Below are 17,618 nucleotides of genomic sequence, written 5' to 3' on the forward strand. Positions count from 1 at the left end.
TCCTTTAGACCGCTTCTCATGGACAGATCTTTGCTTGGGCGACTGAGCTTTGTCCTTTAGACCGCTTCTCATGGACAGATCTTTGCTGGGACGACCGACTTTTGTCCTTTAGACTGTTTCTTACGGACAAATCTCCCCTAAGCAGCCAAAGTATTGTCCTTTAGAATTGACATTTTGTACATCTCCGGCTGTCTTCCCGGGCAGTTGGGTCTGAGCTATTAGATCTCTATTACATCAACACTGATATGAACCCAAAAAACTGGATGTCTCATAGGAGGATCTTTTTATGAAAACGATTAAGAAAACCGAATCCCTTCATACACAGGCCTACCATATTGTGAAAGGAATGATTATGGAGGGGAAATTTTCTCCAGGAGAGCGCGCAGTGGAGTCTAAGATTGCCGAGCAACTGGGAGTTAGCCGGGGTACGGTCCGTGAGGCTGTCCGGATGCTTACAAAGGATGATCTCCTGGTTCAGAAGGATGGAGTCCTGCTTGTGTATAATCCTGATTCCAAGGATATTGAGGATTTGTATGAATGCCGGAAAAGTCTGGAGTCTTTGTCTGTGAAGCTGGCAGCGGAGCATATTTCGGAAGCACAGCTGGCAAAGCTTGAGAAAACTATTTTGGGTTCAAGAGAAGCGATGACCAGCAAGAATACGAAGGAGTATACGTCATTGAACCAGCAGTTTCATGACATCATCGCAGAGTCCTCCAATAACAAGCAGCTGCTTGCGCTTTATAATGTGATTAACACGAAACTCCTTTTTATTCGCAACTGCATTTTAAGCGAGTATTCGAGCAGCTTTGCTGATCTGGTTTATGATCATGAGCAGATATTTCTAGCCTTAAAAGAGCGGGATTCCCAAAAGGCGGAGGCCGAAATGCTGAAGCATATCGACAGAAGCCGAAACATTGCCAAATCAGCCAATATCGAAAAAGAGAATTAAAAAAAAACCCCGCCCCAGGCAGGATTCTCTTTCAACTATGAATCATAGCATAGCACTACCCGAAACAGCCATCCCGGCTATTCTGCCTTCTTTCCATAAAACCTTGGCAATCAGCTCGCTGGGGCGGCCCATGGCGAATCCCTGGCAGATGGTGCGGGATTCCCAGCCCTCCTGCCTTTGTCCCTTACTGTACAGGGATAAATAAGCACCGATGGCAGAGGCGGCCGCTCCTGTGGCAGGGTCTTCGGGATATCCTGCCCGTTTTGGAAACTGCCGAACCTGAATTGGGTCTCCCTCCGCCGTGAACACATAGAATCCGGTGGTTCGGTATGCATCGCAAGCCTCCAGAGATACTCGAGGTCGGGGACGAGACTTTTTAGAACTTTAGCATGCTTCAGCCCTTATCATCAGCTTAAATCTTGATGCTGCCGCTGATTGAATCGGATATCTTTCATCAGGATCCTCCCGGCTGATTCTCAGAGCCCTGCATACTTCTTCCGGAGCCACTTCAAGAATCGTTAAGGCTCCTTGCGCCATGGTAAAATTAATGCCGTCTGGACCCTTTTCACACTCTGCTTTTACCGGCCCCATCGCGGTTTCATATAAGATCGGTGATCCTGATCCAAGACCGGAATCCACCACAGTGGTGGCTGAAACCGTGGCAAGAACGGACCTTTCCATTTCATGAAGGGGTAAAAAATAGCTCCATTTGAAATCTCATTGCGGATGAGCAGGCTTAAAGACAAAAACCGTTTCATGCCCAAATTTCCGTGCAAGCTCCTGCATCTCTTTCCGCGCCAGCGCGTCCCCGCCAGTACCACAGGGCAGGAATTCCCCCCTCCTTCACGAAAGGAAAAGCGATTGTATGTATGATTTCCTTCATTTCTAACTAATTCGCAAGAAATAAAGACTGAATATCTTTCCATCCATAAGCAACCTCTGTCAGGTACAGCCCGCCGAACTCGACTTCCTCTTTATCGATCACTTTTCCGCCCAGGGTTTCATAAAAGCGCTTTGACTTATTTTCTTCAAGCACCCAGACCAGCATGGAATTCAGATGATATTCCAGCAAAAAATCGACCACCGGCTTTAGGAGCGAGCCGCCAATTCCCTTTCCCTGGAACTCTTCCAGAACATAAATGGCATACAGCTCACCTGTATACTCATCATAAAGACCTGTCCGTTCTTTTCCTCCCGAAGAAAAGCCCACGATTCCATGCTCCTCATCCTCTGCCACAAACACGTTCCCATTCGGGATGATCGTGAGCCACGTTTCCAGCCGGTCATCAAAAGAAATATGATCAAGATATTCCTTTGGCATAATATCCTTATAGGTGGTTTTCCAGCCCTCCACTGATACCCGGGTCACACCTTCTGCATCCGATAGCTTAGCTTTTCTAATCATCATATTGCCTGAACCCCCTGAAATAAATCTTTATCTTTTAATCATGTAGCAGAGAGAAGATTTCTTCAAGCAGGAGCTGCAAAAAAACTGCCGGGATTTCCCGGCAGCCTGCTGATCCGTTTATGCAATTTCTTCTTTTCTATTCACTGGCGGGTCCGTGGTCACATAGGTGCCTGCGATAAAGTCATGGATGGCCCTTTTATCCTTGCGGAGGCCGACCATAAATGCGCTGACAACCAGGGCAGCCCCCAGTGTGAGTCCATAAATCAGCCCGCCGGCAAGAGTGCGGATCAGCATGGTTCCAAACCCCAATTTTTCACCGTTCAGCTTTACAATCCTGACATTCAGCACCCGCTTGCCTACCGTATAGCCCTGCCATACTACAGGAATCAAAATGCTGTATAAAGCTCCTCCAACCTGGGAAATCGGATTTTTATCCCAATTCCCAAAAATCAAATAGCCAATTGTCCCCAGCGTAATAGACACCACAATCGCATCTAATACACTCGCAGCAAACCTTCTCCAAAACCCGCCTGGATGACTCAATCGACCAACCCCCAGATTCAGTTTAAAGAAAATGAACAAAATCACTGATTACTTACCCGCCGTTTTTCGAAATAAACCTTTTGTACTAGGTTTTAAGAAGTTTCATTTTGTTTTATGTATATACTCTTTACAGATTTGCAGAACCCTAAAGTGTCTTCTTCCAGCATTCACAGCAGAAGCGAGCATCGGCTGTCAGCCAATTCTGTGCTTCTTTCTTTTCACACAATTCGATCTGGCTGAGATAAATCTTCTTTGCATAGGGAAGGTTCAGGTTCTTTACGGATTGATTAATCGTCAGCAGGATTCTCTTGTCGTCATTGGAAAGTGCCTCCTCCAGTCCGTTTTCCTTTTCCTCCTGAATGATTTTTACAAATTGCCTTGCCGCATCATTCAAAAGGAGATGGTTATTTCTTTCCGTAATGCGCTTCCACTCCTCTGAAATTAGTTCCCTTGCCTTCGAAAAGTTTTGTTCACTGCATGCCTTGTTCACCCTGCCGACCACAACCTCAATCCTCAAATTTTCCACCTCACAAAAATCTATGACCATTTTACTATTATTGTAATAATTTTTATAATAATTTGTATAGTGTTTTTGAGAAATTGTGGTTAATCATCCTCCAACTTTATTGTTTATGGGAAAATGCCTGCGTGTTAATATATTACTAATAAGGGTTTTATTTCAATTCAGGAGGAATGGATGTATGCAGAAGTATCGAAAAAGGAATACCCCAGCTTTTACCATATTGGCCTATTTTTTACTCTTGCTGCCGGCGTGTTATTGTTCAGTATCGGGTTATATAACGCCGATAATCTCCAGCTAAATGAAAAGGGATATTATATCGCAGTCATGCTGTTGTGCATTGTCGGGGCGATTCTTACTCAAAAGGTCGCAAGAGATAATGCGGAGGATAACGAAATCATTGCCGAGCAGGAAAGAAAGTATAATCAAAGCAAAGACGTATGAATTTCGAAAGCCAGGGCCATAAAACGAGCCTTGGTGTTTTTTGTTTTGGCCGTGACTATTTTCATGCTCCAAATTCTTATGTCGTTCGCAAAAAATAGGCATTTTATTCAAAATATCTGGTTTAATTTGTAAAAAAACAGGAAATAAGAAACTGATATCCTTCTCATTCTATCTGCACAGGCCATAAAAATGTGGCTATTTCGCACTATTTTTCTAGCATTCTTACTTTGGTAAAATTTAGTTGGAAATGATTAGGCGCGATTTTTACAGGAGGTTGGACCATGGAGCAGAACGAGGAACGAATGCACAGCCTTAACAGCGCAATAAGCCAGCTGGACGGCCTGGTGAGGGACTATGAGGAAAAGGTGCAGCGCCTTAGAAGCGCCAAAAGCCAGATAACCGGCGAGCAGGGAGAATTCCAGGCAAACCGGAATCTTGTAAAGGATCCTCCATTATCATCCAATACCTGGGCAGGTATGCATGCGGAAAGCTTCGAGGAAATCCGCACTGACATAGGAAGCGAATACACCCTGCTTTCCGGAGAGGATACAAATTCCATTTTAAGTGATATTGAGGAAAAGATTGTCTATTATGAAAATCTCATAACATCAACTGCCTCAAGAATATCCGGGCTGCGCTCCGAGCTTTGTGAATTAAATGATTAAGGAGAGAACCGAGTATGCCTGAAATAAAGATTAAGGAACAAGAAGTAACCGCTGCGTTCCACGAACTAAACAGCAGGCTTCAGGCGCTTGAAGTGGTAAAGCATGATGCCGCCCTCACACATACTTCCATGGAGTTCGCTTCCGTCATGGAGCAGATCGAAGACTCCTATTACCAGCATATGACCCAGTACAAGCGGCTGCTAGCCAAGTTTCAGCAGGATGCCTTGAAGAATATCCAGGAATTCATTGAAAAGGAAAAAGAAGTCGGTGAAACCATCAGCAGCGGGAGGTAAAAATGAAAGCGATCGACGTGTCTGAAATATTTTCAAGTATTGATCAGTCACTGCAACAAAAAAAGAAGGAAAAAGAACATATCCTGGATATCCGCGATGCTGTCAACAAGGTGATTGACCTTGGGGATGCTCTTGAAGGAAGCGGCGGAAATGCTATCAAGGATCATTTTACAACGGTACATATCCCGGCGATTCTCCTGCTGAATCAATTTCAGCAGACGTATATGGATGAATTGAAGAAAGTGAAAGAGCTGATTTCAGATTATGAAACCCAAAGCGGGCTCGTCCGCGAAGATTTTATCGAGCATGACGTGAAACAAGGACTCAAAAAGCTGGAGAATGTCACGCGCTCCATTGCAGAGTCCATCAATAACGAGCTTACCAAAGTGAGCGACCTTGTCAACTCTGCTCCTTTAAACCTGAGCCGGATGGAATCACTGCTGAACCGGGCTGACACACATAACCAGAAGACAGTTGAGGATCTGCACAAGCTGGACAGCGATGCCAGCAAATCCCTGAAGGAAGTAAAAAGCAGCCTGGATGATGTCGGCCAGTTTCTTGCCAAGATCGAGGGCTGGAGCAAGGATGGGGTTTTCCTAAGCAAAAAAACCATCAACGAAATCGATTCCTATTTGGAGAAGAATGATTCTATTGCCAAGCTGATTGATTCCGCCCTGGAATTATCGATCGAACAGGGCGATTCCACCTTTCTCGGGATGGTCACAGACTGGCTGGATAAAATCGGGAAGACGACCGGCGGCAGGGATGCACTGAAAGGAACCGCGGCGGCGGCGATCCTGCTGACCAAGCGTTTGGAGTTTATTAAGGATGGCGCAGGCAACTTCAACATACGCGCCACGGATGGCTGGAAACAGATTCGGGGTAAGTATGCAGATCCTTTGGCAGCTGCTTTGTATAAAATCATCAAAAAAGGAAGCGGCAACCCCATTCCATTTATAAGGAATTATTTCAGTAAATATCAGAATGCACCGAGCCGGATGCTGCGTGACCTGGTGGGGCTCTCACCGAATGCCAACACGCAAAGCCTGCGGGAAATTTTAAAGAAGAACTTCCCAAATTTAAAATTTGTGGAAGAGGGCGTAGAAAACTACAAAAGGTTTCCCCTTGATGCGGGCGGTACATTAAAACAGTTTGTTACTGTAGACGGTCTGAAAGGTGTTTCTAAAAAAATCCCTTATTTGGGAGTGGTAATTTCAGTCGTAACAAATGGATCCGAGTTTTTTAATGACGGCAATAAATATAAGTCCATTTCTGAAAAAGCCGGCCGCGCTGTGGCGGGAATTGGAATGGATGCAGGCGTAGCAGCCTTGACGACTGGAGGGGCAGCCCTCGGCACGATGATTTGTCCCGGTCCAGGCACACTCATTGGCGGAGCGGTCGGGGCTACAATAGGGATCATATCATCCATGGCCTTCGAGGATACAGTTAAAGACCTGGGAGAAAAAGCGGGCAAATGGACTGGCGAGAAGATAAATGAAGTGAAAAAGACATTGCAGAAGAAAACCCAGCAGATTCAGGATCTAGCAAAGGATGCCGGAGATGCACTTTCAAATGCCGGACATTTTGTATACGGACTTTTTAGATAGCAGGGAGCAAAATCATGGAGAAAATAAAAGGTATCTCATTGACTACAAACGAGCTCGCTTCGGTTCTTGCTCTTTGCGGCTATGAATCTATGGCCAATGATGTGATAAATGGTCTCAATGTATTGTCTGATGAAAAAGATTTTGACAGATTCCTTAAAGAAACGGAAGCTTCTTTAAGAATGAAGGGCTTTTGGAATGACCAGCGGGAAAACCTTATTGAAGAAGGTTTGGAAAGTCTCATTACCCTCTTGGTCCATTCAAAGAAAAAGGTAAGAATCATCAGAGGGCAAAAGGTCACCTTTATTCATTATTTAGATTCTAATAACATGCTTCTGCAATTGATTTCAGATGGCCGGCACCATCTTGAACTCATTAAAAGCCCGGAATTGTGGATAGCGGTGGTAGACTATTGCCAGGGAGGACTGATGTCTTCCTGCAACAGTGAAGCCAGTAAGCTCGAGGTGCTTAAACTGGATGAAGACATCTATAACACTCTGCATCAGCTTACAGATGAAACGGTAAGCACCTTGCTTTCTCATGATCTTCCTTTTTCACTGAGAGTATTTTTAGAAGATTTCAAGGCAAATTCTTTTGAGTTTGATAATGTCTCTCTCATGGACATGCGATTTGAGGATGATTATCTATCGATCAATCAGGTGTTTTTCTTTTTGAACACCGGAAGCTATATATGGCTGCTCGACTACGATAAAGTGGATGACAACGAAATCTATGTGCTTCCTATGAATGCTGCTGATTTCAACAATTTAATCTTTTCAGTAGTGACCGATTACTTTAGAAACTGATGTAAGGATGGTTTTATGAAAAAAAATATAGGCTACGGCAGCGCTATTATTGTATTAACCCTGATTGCCTCCATGCTGCTTGGCGCAAATGTCCCTATGCCAAGCGGCTATGTCTGGCTGGTCTTGTTCGTAAATTCCATTTTTGCGTTGTTTTCTATTTTTATCCCCCGGCCCATTCTCTATTTATATGAAATCAATGTGTTCGAAGATAAAGATACCATCGGTTCTTACTTTTTTAGAGGATTGGCTGTGGCATTTTCAGGCTTGAACTATTACGCACAGGATGTCATTTACAGAGTTCCTTTTCTGCTAAGCAGGCTGCTCAGCATTGCCTTTTTTATCTTTTTAGTCTGGCAGATGATGTTATTAGCCATGATTTTTTAATTTATACATATTGAATACCTAAATGAATAGGAGGCTTGCTCTTGGAAGCCCAGATAAAATCAGAAACACCCGAAACATCCAAAAGGAGAAGGAGAACATTCTCTTTATTTGTAAAGGGCAATATTGCGATTCTCTTTCTGGTTGGCTGCCTGCTAATCAATATAGGCAGCTGGGACGATTATGTCTGGCTAATGGTTGTGATGCTGGCCCTTGGATTTGAAGTCGTTCTTTTACTGCTGGTCTTCATCGCAAAAATCAAGCCAGTAAAAAAGCATTAAATGCGCGAGGAGGATCAGCCATGTCTTTTTTTCAACGATTATTCAGCAAAAAGAAAATGGAAAACCAGGAATTACTGGAGAAGCTTTTGACTACCAGCAAGGATTTCCGTATAAACGATATCATTTTAAGGGAGATCATCCCTTTCTTTAAGGAAAAGGCAGCGGACCTTGGGCCGCGGGAATTCCATCCCTGGATTGAAGAATGGTATACCTCTCCCGACTGCCTTGAATTTGTGTATTCGCATTTCATGATAGATGATTTCTCTCAATTATCGCAACAGCGGGATAAAACCTATGACTTCTACGTAAGCGATGTAATCGGTGAAACGCTGATTCATGAGGAAAAGTATCCGATAGAAGTGGATCAGTTTGATCCAGATATAAAGACCGCTTATTTTGTGACGGCGCTTAGGATAAGGGATATTGTGGGGAATTCTCTGCCATATTAACAAGGCAGATAGCTGGAGCATACAAGAACGGGTGTATAGGTACTTCCCGCATCCAGGATCAGGCTGCCCAAACTGAAATTAGAGGGATAAATTACCGTTAATTGGTGATTTTGATTAAAACCGACCTAAATAAAGGGAGGAATTCCCTCTATCGCCTCAAAACATTGAAAAAAGAGGGATTTTTCGTGTGATAAGGGGAAAAGCTCCCCTTATTCTCCATCGAAACAGGTTCTATGCTGCACTTAGCGGGAAAATCTCCCCTTATTTTTACTAGGTATCCGGGCAATAGGGGCACTTCTCAAAAAGAAACTCGCCAATGGCGAGTTTCACTTATTTTTAATACTTCTGGCAGTACACAATATCCGTATTCCGATCATATACATTATAATCTTTATTTATCCGGATGAAGGATTCTTTGGTATTCCGCACTTTGTTTGTAGACATCACCTGTTCATTGGCCTGTGATACAACATCATAAGTTACCTTATATTGTCTGCCGGGGCCATCGTTTTTCCAAGGGAAAATTTGAATCGGCCTTGAGGCATTTTCTATGCTGTTATTGCGGAAGGTTGGATTTTTGACACCGCTCGCCAGAATCCCTGCATAATTGCCGCCCATTCCGACAGCCACATTGCGGATGGTATTGTTCTCGATGACCGGGTTGGACCAGTTCATCACCCGGATGGCATCTCTTCTTGTTCCATCAATCGTATTCTTCCTGATGACAATTCCCTCATGATATTGCCCTTCCGAGTACTTATGTGTTCCCACAGCGCGGTCCAGGTTTTTGAAGGTATTGCCTTCAATGAGCACATTCTTGTTTGGAGTACGGTCATATTTGCTCCATTTCTGACTCCACCCCTGTGTAGATTTATCCGGTGTATCCAGGTTAATGGCTTCCTTATTTAAGTTGGCGGAAGCTGCGGAACCAGAAAAAGTATTGTTTTTAATGACAGCTTTGTAGTTGGCATCCATCTCGATGAAATGGCCGGAATTCATATTATAGAAGCGGATATTCTGCACAGTGACATTTTGGTTATGGCCGGCGATGATCGCAATGCTGTCCCTGTACTTCTTCATATCCACGGAGACCGTGCCTTCCCCGATAAATGAAATATTTTTCTCTCCATCATACTTGCCATATACACCTGATTTTCCGCTCCGTGACGGCCGGATCAGCTGAAAAATGGATTTAGCGGCTGTAAACTGAGACGTTCCGCTCACAGTCCCCTTGACGATTTTCACACCATTTTTGAAACGGATGGTCACATTGGAAGGAACATACACCGTATTGGAAATGGTATATGTACCAGCATTCAGTATAAGCGTGCCTCCGCCTTTTTTCTCGAACTCTTCCATATAGGAACGCAGCACATAGTAGTGCTTCGTAGAAGAGTTATAGGTCGAATATTTAGTCATAGCCTTGTTGATCGGTGCAGTGGAAGGCGAGATCACATAGGATGGATAGGCCGCCTCCGTCTTTTCCGGCATTTGCAAGGTACAAATAAAAAGGATAACTGCCAGGCAGCCAATAAGCTTTTTCAATTGATTCTCTCCTCTCATGCTGTCTATTCTTATTATCGACAATATTTGTAAGCTGTAAAGAAAAAATTGTGGAATTAACTGGTAAAAAGGTAGCATTTATCAAAATTTGTTTTTACAATATACTTGTACTATCCATTTTATGTTCGTCATAGGGGGAACTAGCTTGTTTGGTATCCGTGAGTTTCTGCTCAATATGCTGATTATTATTTTAGAGATATTTGCGTATCAAATTTTCTGGGCGGATCGAATTAAACAAATCCAAACGGCAACAATCAAAAAAAATCAATATATCCTCTTTGGTTTGTCAGTGGTTTCCATAGCCCTGTGCATCACCTTTCCGGTTTCCTTTACCGACGGATTCCGCTATGATCTTAGACATATTCCCCTATTAATTGCCACTCTTTATGGCGGCAATTTAGTTGGACTATACCTGACACTTTTCATGCTTGTTTTCCGTAAGCTGCTTGGCGGCGAGGGATTCGTGAACACCCTGATTGTGTATTCGATTTTCACCTTACTTGTCATGCTGGTCCGCCCTTTGTATTTCAAGCTGAATTTGAGATGTAAAATGCTTTTATCATCAGTCCTTATAGCAGCCATGTGCCTGGTTCCCCTCTGGTTAATCAGATATTTAATTATTGATCCATATTTAAAGCATTCGAGCACCTATCTCGCTTTAAGTTTTACAGTCGTATCCATTCTGACCGGCTGCCTTTCCATCTATTTAGTGGAAAGGCTGATTGAAAGCGTCCAGATGAGAATGGAGATCCAGCAGGCTGAAAAAATGAATATGCTCGGACAGCTTACGGCTTCCATCGCCCATGAAATCCGAAATCCCATGACCGCAAGCCGCGGCTTTATGCAGCTGCTGAAAGAAAGCGCACTGGATGATAAAGAGAGGGGCTATGCGGAAATTGCCATAACAGAGATCGACCGGGCCCAGGAAATCATTACTGAATATCTTTCATTCGCAAAACCGGAAATGGAGGAAACCGAACGCATCAATCTCTCTCAGCATATTAAAAACGTAATCTCCATCATTTCCGGCTATGCCGCCTATCATAATGTAGGACTTTCCGTGAATCTGGACAAAGCTGTCATAGAAGGCAATTCCGGAAAGCTCACACAATGCCTTGTCAATTTGATTAAAAATGCAGTGGAAGCCTGTACCGGTCAGGGAACGGTTGAAATCGCTGTCTATACTGAAGGAGAGAACGCTGTCATCACGATCAAGGATAATGGAGTGGGAATGGGAGAAGAGCAGATAAGGCGGCTCGGCACCCCCTTCTACTCCACAAAAGAAAAAGGGACGGGACTTGGCCTCATGGTCTGCTACCGAATCATTGCCATGATGGAAGGTAAAATCAGAGTCAGCAGCCAGAAAGGCAAAGGTACTCGTTTCACAATCACTTTTCCCGCAAAGAAAGAGGAATCATGATGAAGGTAAATAAAATCCACCATATCGCCATTATCTGCTCAAATTATGAAGCATCAAAAGCCTTTTACACGGAAATACTGGGGCTTTCTATTATCGAAGAAACCTATCGCGAGGACCGGGGCTCCTACAAGCTCGACCTTGCTGTAGGCGGACACTATCAAATTGAACTATTCTCATTCCCGGATAGCCCCAAGAGGCCCAGCTATCCAGAAGCAAGAGGACTCCGCCATCTCGCCTTCGAGGTCGATCATATCGAGGAAGCCTGCGCAGAGCTCCAAAAATCCGGCATAGAAACCGAAGCCATCCGCATCGACCCAGTCACAGAAAAGAAATTCACCTTCTTCAAGGATCCGGATGACCTTCCTATTGAATTGTATGAGAGATGAGCTAGAGTTATAAATTTATAAGATTGAGAGCAGTCCTTCATAGCATTGTTATGGCGGACTTTTCTTTTGGCTGCTGGGTGGGTTTTAGTTTGTGGTGGCTTTTGGTTACTGTTGGGTTTGGACCGTTGATGCCTGGTTTGCAATTCTGCTTATGGTGCTTGGGTTCGAGCTGTTCACCCTTGTACTGACTTCATAGATTAACAGTAAACAGTATCCTTAGCGGCCACTTTCCTGGTTAATGACACAAGAATGGGCGTAGGAATGGCATACGTCTTTTCTTTATAGCCCCGGATCAGGCGGCCCAGGCTGAAATTAGAGGGAGAAATTACCGTTAATTAGTCATTTTGATTAAAATCAGCCTAAATAAAGGGAGGATTTACCTCTATTGTCTCAAAACATTGAAAATTGAGGGATTTTTCGAATGATAAGGGGAATATCTCCCCTTATTTTCTATCGAAACAGGTTCCATTCAGCACTTAGCGGGAAAATCTCCCTTTATTTTTACTGGGTACCCGGGCAATAGGGGCATTTCTCCCTGCTGATGGCTCGTTTTGTCCTTTATGCTGGAGACCCCCTAAATGGAAAAGGCGTCTTCATCCCGCCTATAGTACCCATAATGCCAGTCTTCCTGCCACTGCCCCACCTCCGGGTCTTTCCTCCCGGGCCACAGCCAGGATTTGTCCCTTCCCAAGACTGGACAGTACTTTCACTCCGCTCCTTTTTCATCATTTTCTTTCCTTTTTTCTCATAGTTCTCCATTTGTTACCTGACTGTAATATAAATCGGAGAGGATTTTGGTAAAATGGTGTCAACAGATAGAAAGTATGAGGTGGGAATGTGAAAAAAAGTGTAATGACCTTTGCTTCGGCAACATTTTTGACAAGTATCCTTGCTCCTTCTGCCCTAGCCGATACATATAAGGTAAAAAAAGGAGATACCTTATCGAAAATCGCTAAGAATCAATCTACAACTGTTGCTAAATTAAAAGAATTAAATCATTTATCCTCTGATTTAATCCGAATTGATCAAACGATCGAGATTCCTGGAAATTCCACACCTTCTGCCCAGCAGTCAAATCCTCAGATTTTGCTTCAGCAGACAGACATCAGTACCTACACAGTAGTTTCAGGAGACACTCTTATCAAAATCGCCAATCAGCACGGCATCACCCTGGCGGAATTAAAAACCTTAAATAACATAGACAGCTATTTGATTTACCCGGGCCAGAAGCTCGCTGTATCAAAAAAGACCACGACCACTAAAGTAGAGCTTCCCGACTCTGCCCCGGCGCCGGCTGCACCAAGCAAACCCTCTTCTCAAGGACAAAGCCAGAATACATACACAGTCAAACAAGGAGACAGCCTCTGGAAGATCGCTTTCCTTAATAAGGTTGCAGTCGATCAGCTTAAAAGCTGGAATCAGCTGAAATCCGACGTAATCCAGGCCGGCCAGATCCTAAACATGTCTGAACCAGCCAGAGAGGCTGAGGATGTTAAACCTTCGGCGGGAAATACCAGTGCTTCTCCTGCACCGGCACCAGCTGCAGTCAACGCCAGCAAGGTGATCTCAGAAGCGAAAAAGTACATCGGAACTCCCTATTCGTGGGCAGGCTCCTCTCCATCCGGCTTTGATTGCAGCGGATTCGTCTATTATGTCTACAAACAAGCAGGTTACCAGATTGCGAGAGTATCAGCTTCTACTTACTTTGACATGGGTAAAACCGTGAGCGCACCACAGCCTGGAGACCTCATCTTCTTCGCACCAGAGCCCAACCAGAAATACCTTATCACCCACATGGGAATCAGCTTGGGCGGGAAACAGTTCATCCATTCCGGCAGCAGCAGAGGCGTAGAAATCAGCTCGCTTGATACAGCTTATTATAAAGATCGGTTTACCGGTTTTAAGAGACTATATTAATCATTTGCTAGAAACGGAGCTTGGAAAAGGCTCCGTTTTTTGTGGCGGGCAGAGGAGCAATAAGGTGCAGACTGGATCGGAGCAGAAGCATTCATCTTTTTCGATGTTTCGGATCATCGGCCTCCGCACCGGCTCATTTCCATTGTTTTCGGATCACTGGACCCCTGGCCAGATCATTTCCTTTGTTTTTGGACCATTGGGCCCCTCGCCGGATCATTCCCATTGTTTCCGGACCATCGGACCCCTCGCCGGATCATTCCCTTGATATCCGGATCATGTTCCCACACAGCGGATCATTTAATTTCACTGATTGTTCAATTGGCTCATTAATCTGTAAAAGTGGCTCATTCTTTTTCATTCCGGATCATGTTCCCTTAAAATCGGCTCATTTCTAACCACTTTCGGACCATAACCAACGCAGCTAATCCCGCTAGCTGACACAACCCAGTTTGTACCATAAAAACAGGTATTTAGTCTCATTCAGATATGTCGAATGCGGTCGATATATCTTTTATACGAACTGTTATAAGGAGGAGCTATGACCAGATTCTTAACTCCCGAGGAGATGTATCGAAAGAAGGTTGTAAGGAAGCGCTTAACGTATGTGTTTACATTTACAGCTGTGCTTGGCATCATTGCGTTGGTCCAGATTTTGATGTATAGAATGTAAACATTTCATGGGCCTGTATCTGCGTACAGGCCTCGACTCATTCTCTTCAAAAATTCCCCACAAGAAAAACACCCCGATCAGGGCGTCTTTGTCACCTTATTTAATATCCAGAACCAACGCTTCCTGTTCAAGGATTTCACGAAGGAGCGGCATGATCTGTTCCTTCAGAAAGGGATCGTGCATGGCGAATTCGATGGTCGTTTTGATGAAGCCTGCTTTTTCTCCTACATCATAGCGTTTGCCTTCGAAGCTGCAGGCAAATACGCGCTGTATTTTATTGAGCTTTGAGATGGCGTCTGTCAGCTGGATTTCTCCTCCTGCACCTGTTTCCTGTTCTTCAAGAAATCTAAAGATTTCTGGCGTGAGGATATAGCGGCCCATAATCGCAATATTGGAAGGGGCGGTTCCTGGCTTTGGCTTTTCGACGAAGTCAGCTACCTGGAAGAGGTGTCCGTCTTGGTCTGCCGGATCGATAATGCCATATCTGGAGGTTTCAGTTTCAGGCACGGGCTGAACGCCTATGATCGATGACCATGTCTCATTGTACGCATGGATCAGCTGTTTAAGGCAGGGCACTTCGCTTTTTACGATATCATCGCCAAGCAGGACAGCGAAGGGTTCGTCCCCTATGAAGTTGCGCGCACACCAGACGGCATGTCCGAGGCCCTTCGGCTCCTTTTGGCGGATATAATGAATATCCACATTGGAGGTAGCCTGGACCTTCTCAAGAAGCTCGAACTTTTCTTTATCGACGAGATTTTGTTCCAGCTCGACGGCACGGTCGAAGTGGTCTTCGATCGCCCGCTTTCCTTTTCCGGTCACAATGATGATATCCTCGATTCCTGATTCTATGGCTTCTTCGACGATGTATTGAATAGTGGGTTTATCGACGATCGGAAGCATTTCCTTTGGCATCGCCTTGGTTGCCGGAAGGAATCTGGTTCCAAGCCCTGCGGCCGGTATAATCGCTTTACGCACTCTTTTCATGAAAACCACATCCCTTTAGAATCATTTTAAACAATTTGGGAAACCAGGGAGTTAGACGCTGCCCTTCAAAAAACCCATAGTAAAATATAGTGATGAAGCACACCGTGACAAACAGCAGAAACAGGAAATTAGGAATGTTCAGCATCTCTTACCTCCTACCAGACGTTTTGGTGTAACTGGTATAGCCGGTGATGATGACCTGGTGACCCTGCAGTTTCAATGTACTCTGCCCATGCTAAGAACTGTTTACTTCTATGTTAAGTGTTTGTTAAGACAGCTTAATTCCAGCGCTTCATCCGATATAGCCTGATCATCCGTCTCCTGAAGCGAAAGGCTGCCCCCTGCTCTTTATAAAATAGTGCCATCAGACCACACTCGCTGGCAGGGATGGAATTTCTTTCACCACAATCTCGTACATACCTTCCAAAATGGAATTCCAGTCCCTGGTTTTGGCCAGCTCGATCCTCCTTCTCCTCCACTCCTCCTGGCAGACTGACTTTTCCAGCTCCTCGCAGGCTGGCAGGAAGTCTGCCTCCCTTTCGATATGGCGATAGACAACATCTTCGTTGTACTTGCGGGTGGAGGGAAGGTTCACTCCCACCACTGGTTTTCCGGCTGCGAGATATTCAAACAATTTCAGCGGAAATACGGCGTTATTATAAGGAGATGGTTTATACGGCATGATGCCTATGTCAATCAGATTCATATATTTTGGTACTTCATGAGGCGGGACGCTCCCTGTCCAGAGGACATTTGGTTCCTGAAGCAGTTCCTCAAATTCGGAGGAGCGCCGGGTTCCATCCGGGCCGACGAGAAGAAACAGCCACTCCCGCTTTTCCCTGGCTGCCTTTGTCATAAGGGCAAAGTCGAGCTTCGGCTTCAAACCTCCGACAAATCCAAGAATGGTGCCATCGAATCCCCGCGCAGCATCCGCTTTCTCTCCTTCATCAGAAAACAGGCTGAATTCCACTCCATTTTCATATGTATGAACATGAGCGGCATAATTTGTCCCTAATTTCGCAAGAACCTGCTGATGCAGGAAATCGGACGTGCAGAAGATCAAGTCTGCCCCCTTGATAATTCGTTCTTCGGCTGAAGCAATGACTCTCTGCCTTAGCCTGGAAACGACCGATCCCTTTCCGCTGATAGGCGATGCCCATAGGTCACTGCAGTCATACACAATTTTATCCCAGGAAAAGTGGTCGGCTAGGAGCGGAAAGCCAGGAAAGGTGTACCAAAGGCAAAGGCTGTAATGCTCACAGGACTGCTTGAGAAATTTCAGAAACAGCTCTGCTTTTTTCTTGTAAAAGCGGTCCATATATCTGCCAAATCGGAAGGCCTTTTGCGGCAGCAGATCAGGAATCTTCCACTGTTTGATGCCGTTTGGCAGTACCGTGATGGAAGCCTCAGCCTGGCCGGGTGTCGGGCACAGCCAGATGACCTCTTTAGTATCGGCCCTTGAGAGGAGGAATTCAGCCAGGCGGTGGCGCCTGTAGCGCAAGCGGTCCTGCTCCCACTCAGCCGCTCCAACAATGATATGAACCTTCATCTTCATCTTCATCTCTCCCTTAGATTCGTTTTAAAACGGCACGATAGGCATAATGGGAAAAACACCAGCATGCCTTTGAAAAGCTGAGTTTTTCAAGCTCGCGGTATACAAACCAGTTCATTTTGGCCGCCTTCCATTTGTTTTTGGAAATAGAGGCATTGCCCACTCTGTACTCCGCCAGGTTCTCATTGAGGCCATAAGCGGTGAAGCCCTTTTTTAAGAGCGAAAGCCAGGTGGCAAGATCCTGCCTCGTGCGGATATTGGGCATTTGGATAGGACCGGTCTGCTTGGTATCGATCATGACCGTGAGGGTTCCAACGATTGTATTTTTCAGCATGCTTTCATAATTCACCTTTTCAGGGGCAAATACCTTCTTGTTGATGGGAATGCTGTCTGCATTGATCAGCTCATAGCCAGTAAAGGTAAAAGCATAATCATGGATCTGCATGAAACGGAGCTGGCTATCAAGCTTTTCCGGCTTCCAGCAGTCATCGCTGTCAAGGAAGGCGATATAGCGTCCTGCAGCTTTAGCAAGGGCCGTGTTTCTCGCAACAGCCGCACCGCTGTTTTCCTCAAGAGGAATCACGCGGATGCGGACGTCCTCCTCCGCGAACTTCTCCAGGATGTCTCTCGTACGGTCCGTGGAGCAGTCATCCACAATGATCATTTCCCAGTCCTTAAAGGTCTGTCTCCTGACAGATCGAATTGTTTCTGTGATAAATTCCGCTGCATTATAAGAGGGGGTAATGATGGATACCAGGGGGTTTTTTCGTCCCATTCTGT

At 45.0% G+C, this 17,618-nt stretch carries 22 protein-coding genes and 1 pseudogene; 13 read left to right on the plus strand and 10 right to left on the minus strand.

All coding sequences use genetic code 11. From position 1 onward, the window contains the following. Window positions 1-286: 286 nt before the first annotated feature. Complete coding sequence (locus tag H539_RS27825) at window positions 287-949, plus strand: GntR family transcriptional regulator (protein ID WP_051348453.1); 663 nt, start codon at window positions 287-289, stop codon at window positions 947-949. A 42-nt stretch (window positions 950-991) separates the two neighbouring features. Here H539_RS27825 and H539_RS0105610 read toward each other — a convergent pair whose 3' ends face one another. The 5 genes from H539_RS0105610 to H539_RS0105630 all read right to left on the minus strand — a co-directional run bounded on the left by H539_RS0105610 (window position 992) and on the right by H539_RS0105630 (window position 3,417). After that, window positions 992-1,297 (minus strand): PhzF family phenazine biosynthesis protein, encoded by a 306-nt coding sequence (locus H539_RS0105610; protein ID WP_081415791.1) that lies wholly within the window; start codon window positions 1,295-1,297, stop codon window positions 992-994. 36 nt (window positions 1,298-1,333) lie between these two features. Continuing rightward, window positions 1,334-1,630 carry a hypothetical protein gene (locus tag H539_RS0105615; protein WP_026692723.1) on the minus strand — a complete coding sequence of 99 codons (297 nt, stop codon included), beginning with the start codon at window positions 1,628-1,630 and terminating at the stop codon, window positions 1,334-1,336. Between the two features lie 208 nt (window positions 1,631-1,838). Continuing rightward, window positions 1,839-2,357, minus strand: coding sequence for a GNAT family N-acetyltransferase (locus H539_RS0105620; protein WP_026692724.1), 519 nt, complete (start codon window positions 2,355-2,357; stop codon window positions 1,839-1,841). A 117-nt stretch (window positions 2,358-2,474) separates the two neighbouring features. Then, window positions 2,475-2,900: an RDD family protein gene (locus tag H539_RS0105625; protein WP_026692725.1), complete on the minus strand. Its 426-nt coding sequence runs from the start codon at window positions 2,898-2,900 to the stop codon at window positions 2,475-2,477. Window positions 2,901-3,045: 145 nt separating this feature from the next. Then, window positions 3,046-3,417, minus strand: coding sequence for a hypothetical protein (locus tag H539_RS0105630; RefSeq protein ID WP_026692726.1), 372 nt, complete (start codon window positions 3,415-3,417; stop codon window positions 3,046-3,048). A gap of 184 nt (window positions 3,418-3,601) precedes the next feature. On the opposite strand from H539_RS0105630, the pseudogene H539_RS27830 reads away from it, so the two are divergent. From H539_RS27830 to H539_RS0105670, 8 genes and pseudogenes are all read left to right on the plus strand, one after another. Beyond that, window positions 3,602-3,864 (plus strand): annotated as a pseudogene (locus tag H539_RS27830) (YiaA/YiaB family inner membrane protein). Between the two features lie 281 nt (window positions 3,865-4,145). Then, window positions 4,146-4,529, plus strand: coding sequence for a YwqH-like family protein (locus H539_RS0105640; RefSeq protein ID WP_026692727.1), 384 nt, complete (start codon window positions 4,146-4,148; stop codon window positions 4,527-4,529). Window positions 4,530-4,543: 14 nt separating this feature from the next. Continuing rightward, window positions 4,544-4,822, plus strand: a complete 279-nt coding sequence (locus H539_RS0105645) for a DUF5344 family protein (protein WP_026692728.1) — start codon at window positions 4,544-4,546, stop codon at window positions 4,820-4,822. A 2-nt stretch (window positions 4,823-4,824) separates the two neighbouring features. Next, a complete protein-coding gene (locus H539_RS0105650; protein WP_026692729.1) occupies window positions 4,825-6,429 on the plus strand; it encodes a T7SS effector LXG polymorphic toxin in 1,605 nt (534 codons plus the stop codon). 14 nt (window positions 6,430-6,443) lie between these two features. After that, window positions 6,444-7,232 (plus strand): hypothetical protein, encoded by a 789-nt coding sequence (locus tag H539_RS0105655; protein ID WP_026692730.1) that lies wholly within the window; start codon window positions 6,444-6,446, stop codon window positions 7,230-7,232. A 15-nt stretch (window positions 7,233-7,247) separates the two neighbouring features. After that, window positions 7,248-7,616: a hypothetical protein gene (locus H539_RS0105660; protein ID WP_026692731.1), complete on the plus strand. Its 369-nt coding sequence runs from the start codon at window positions 7,248-7,250 to the stop codon at window positions 7,614-7,616. Between the two features lie 41 nt (window positions 7,617-7,657). Beyond that, window positions 7,658-7,894, plus strand: a complete 237-nt coding sequence (locus H539_RS0105665; RefSeq protein ID WP_026692732.1) for a hypothetical protein — start codon at window positions 7,658-7,660, stop codon at window positions 7,892-7,894. A 20-nt stretch (window positions 7,895-7,914) separates the two neighbouring features. Beyond that, window positions 7,915-8,343 carry a hypothetical protein gene (locus H539_RS0105670; RefSeq protein ID WP_026692733.1) on the plus strand — a complete coding sequence of 143 codons (429 nt, stop codon included), beginning with the start codon at window positions 7,915-7,917 and terminating at the stop codon, window positions 8,341-8,343. A 336-nt stretch (window positions 8,344-8,679) separates the two neighbouring features. Here the strand turns inward: H539_RS0105670 and H539_RS27835 are convergent, their stop codons facing one another. Further along, on the minus strand, window positions 8,680-9,888 hold the full coding sequence (locus H539_RS27835) for a right-handed parallel beta-helix repeat-containing protein (protein ID WP_051348454.1): 1,209 nt from the start codon (window positions 9,886-9,888) through the stop codon (window positions 8,680-8,682). Window positions 9,889-10,051: 163 nt separating this feature from the next. Here H539_RS27835 and H539_RS0105680 point away from each other — a divergent pair, with 163 nt between their 5' ends. Together H539_RS0105680 and gloA2 are read left to right on the plus strand one after the other, a co-directional pair. Continuing rightward, window positions 10,052-11,326: an ATP-binding protein gene (locus H539_RS0105680; RefSeq protein WP_026692734.1), complete on the plus strand. Its 1,275-nt coding sequence runs from the start codon at window positions 10,052-10,054 to the stop codon at window positions 11,324-11,326. Continuing rightward, window positions 11,326-11,712, plus strand: coding sequence for an SMU1112c/YaeR family gloxylase I-like metalloprotein (gloA2, locus tag H539_RS0105685; protein ID WP_026692735.1), 387 nt, complete (start codon window positions 11,326-11,328; stop codon window positions 11,710-11,712). Before H539_RS0105680 ends, gloA2 begins: the two co-directional genes overlap by 1 nt. A 558-nt stretch (window positions 11,713-12,270) precedes the next feature. On the opposite strand, the gene H539_RS0105690 is transcribed toward gloA2, so the two are convergent. Beyond that, complete coding sequence (locus H539_RS0105690; RefSeq protein ID WP_026692736.1) at window positions 12,271-12,471, minus strand: hypothetical protein; 201 nt, start codon at window positions 12,469-12,471, stop codon at window positions 12,271-12,273. 78 nt (window positions 12,472-12,549) lie between these two features. Between H539_RS0105690 and H539_RS0105695 the strand changes: the two genes are divergently transcribed. Together H539_RS0105695 and H539_RS33055 are read left to right on the plus strand one after the other, a co-directional pair. Next, entirely contained in the window at window positions 12,550-13,629 is a 1,080-nt protein-coding gene (locus H539_RS0105695) for a C40 family peptidase (RefSeq protein WP_026692737.1), read from the plus strand. A gap of 538 nt (window positions 13,630-14,167) precedes the next feature. Further along, complete coding sequence (locus H539_RS33055; RefSeq protein ID WP_281171393.1) at window positions 14,168-14,299, plus strand: hypothetical protein; 132 nt, start codon at window positions 14,168-14,170, stop codon at window positions 14,297-14,299. A gap of 96 nt (window positions 14,300-14,395) precedes the next feature. On the opposite strand, the gene galU is transcribed toward H539_RS33055, so the two are convergent. From galU to tuaG, 3 genes are all read right to left on the minus strand, one after another. Then, window positions 14,396-15,286, minus strand: coding sequence for a UTP--glucose-1-phosphate uridylyltransferase GalU (gene galU / locus H539_RS0105710; protein ID WP_026692739.1), 891 nt, complete (start codon window positions 15,284-15,286; stop codon window positions 14,396-14,398). A gap of 364 nt (window positions 15,287-15,650) precedes the next feature. Beyond that, window positions 15,651-16,847, minus strand: a complete 1,197-nt coding sequence (gene tuaH / locus H539_RS0105720) for a teichuronic acid biosynthesis protein TuaH (RefSeq protein WP_026692740.1) — start codon at window positions 16,845-16,847, stop codon at window positions 15,651-15,653. A 7-nt stretch (window positions 16,848-16,854) separates the two neighbouring features. Further along, a complete protein-coding gene (tuaG, locus tag H539_RS0105725) occupies window positions 16,855-17,613 on the minus strand; it encodes a teichuronic acid biosynthesis protein TuaG (RefSeq protein ID WP_026692741.1) in 759 nt (252 codons plus the stop codon). Window positions 17,614-17,618: the final 5 nt, after the last annotated feature.

The organism is Peribacillus kribbensis DSM 17871 (assembly GCF_000430765.1).
GTDB lineage: Bacteria > Bacillota > Bacilli > Bacillales > DSM-1321 > Paraperibacillus > Paraperibacillus kribbensis.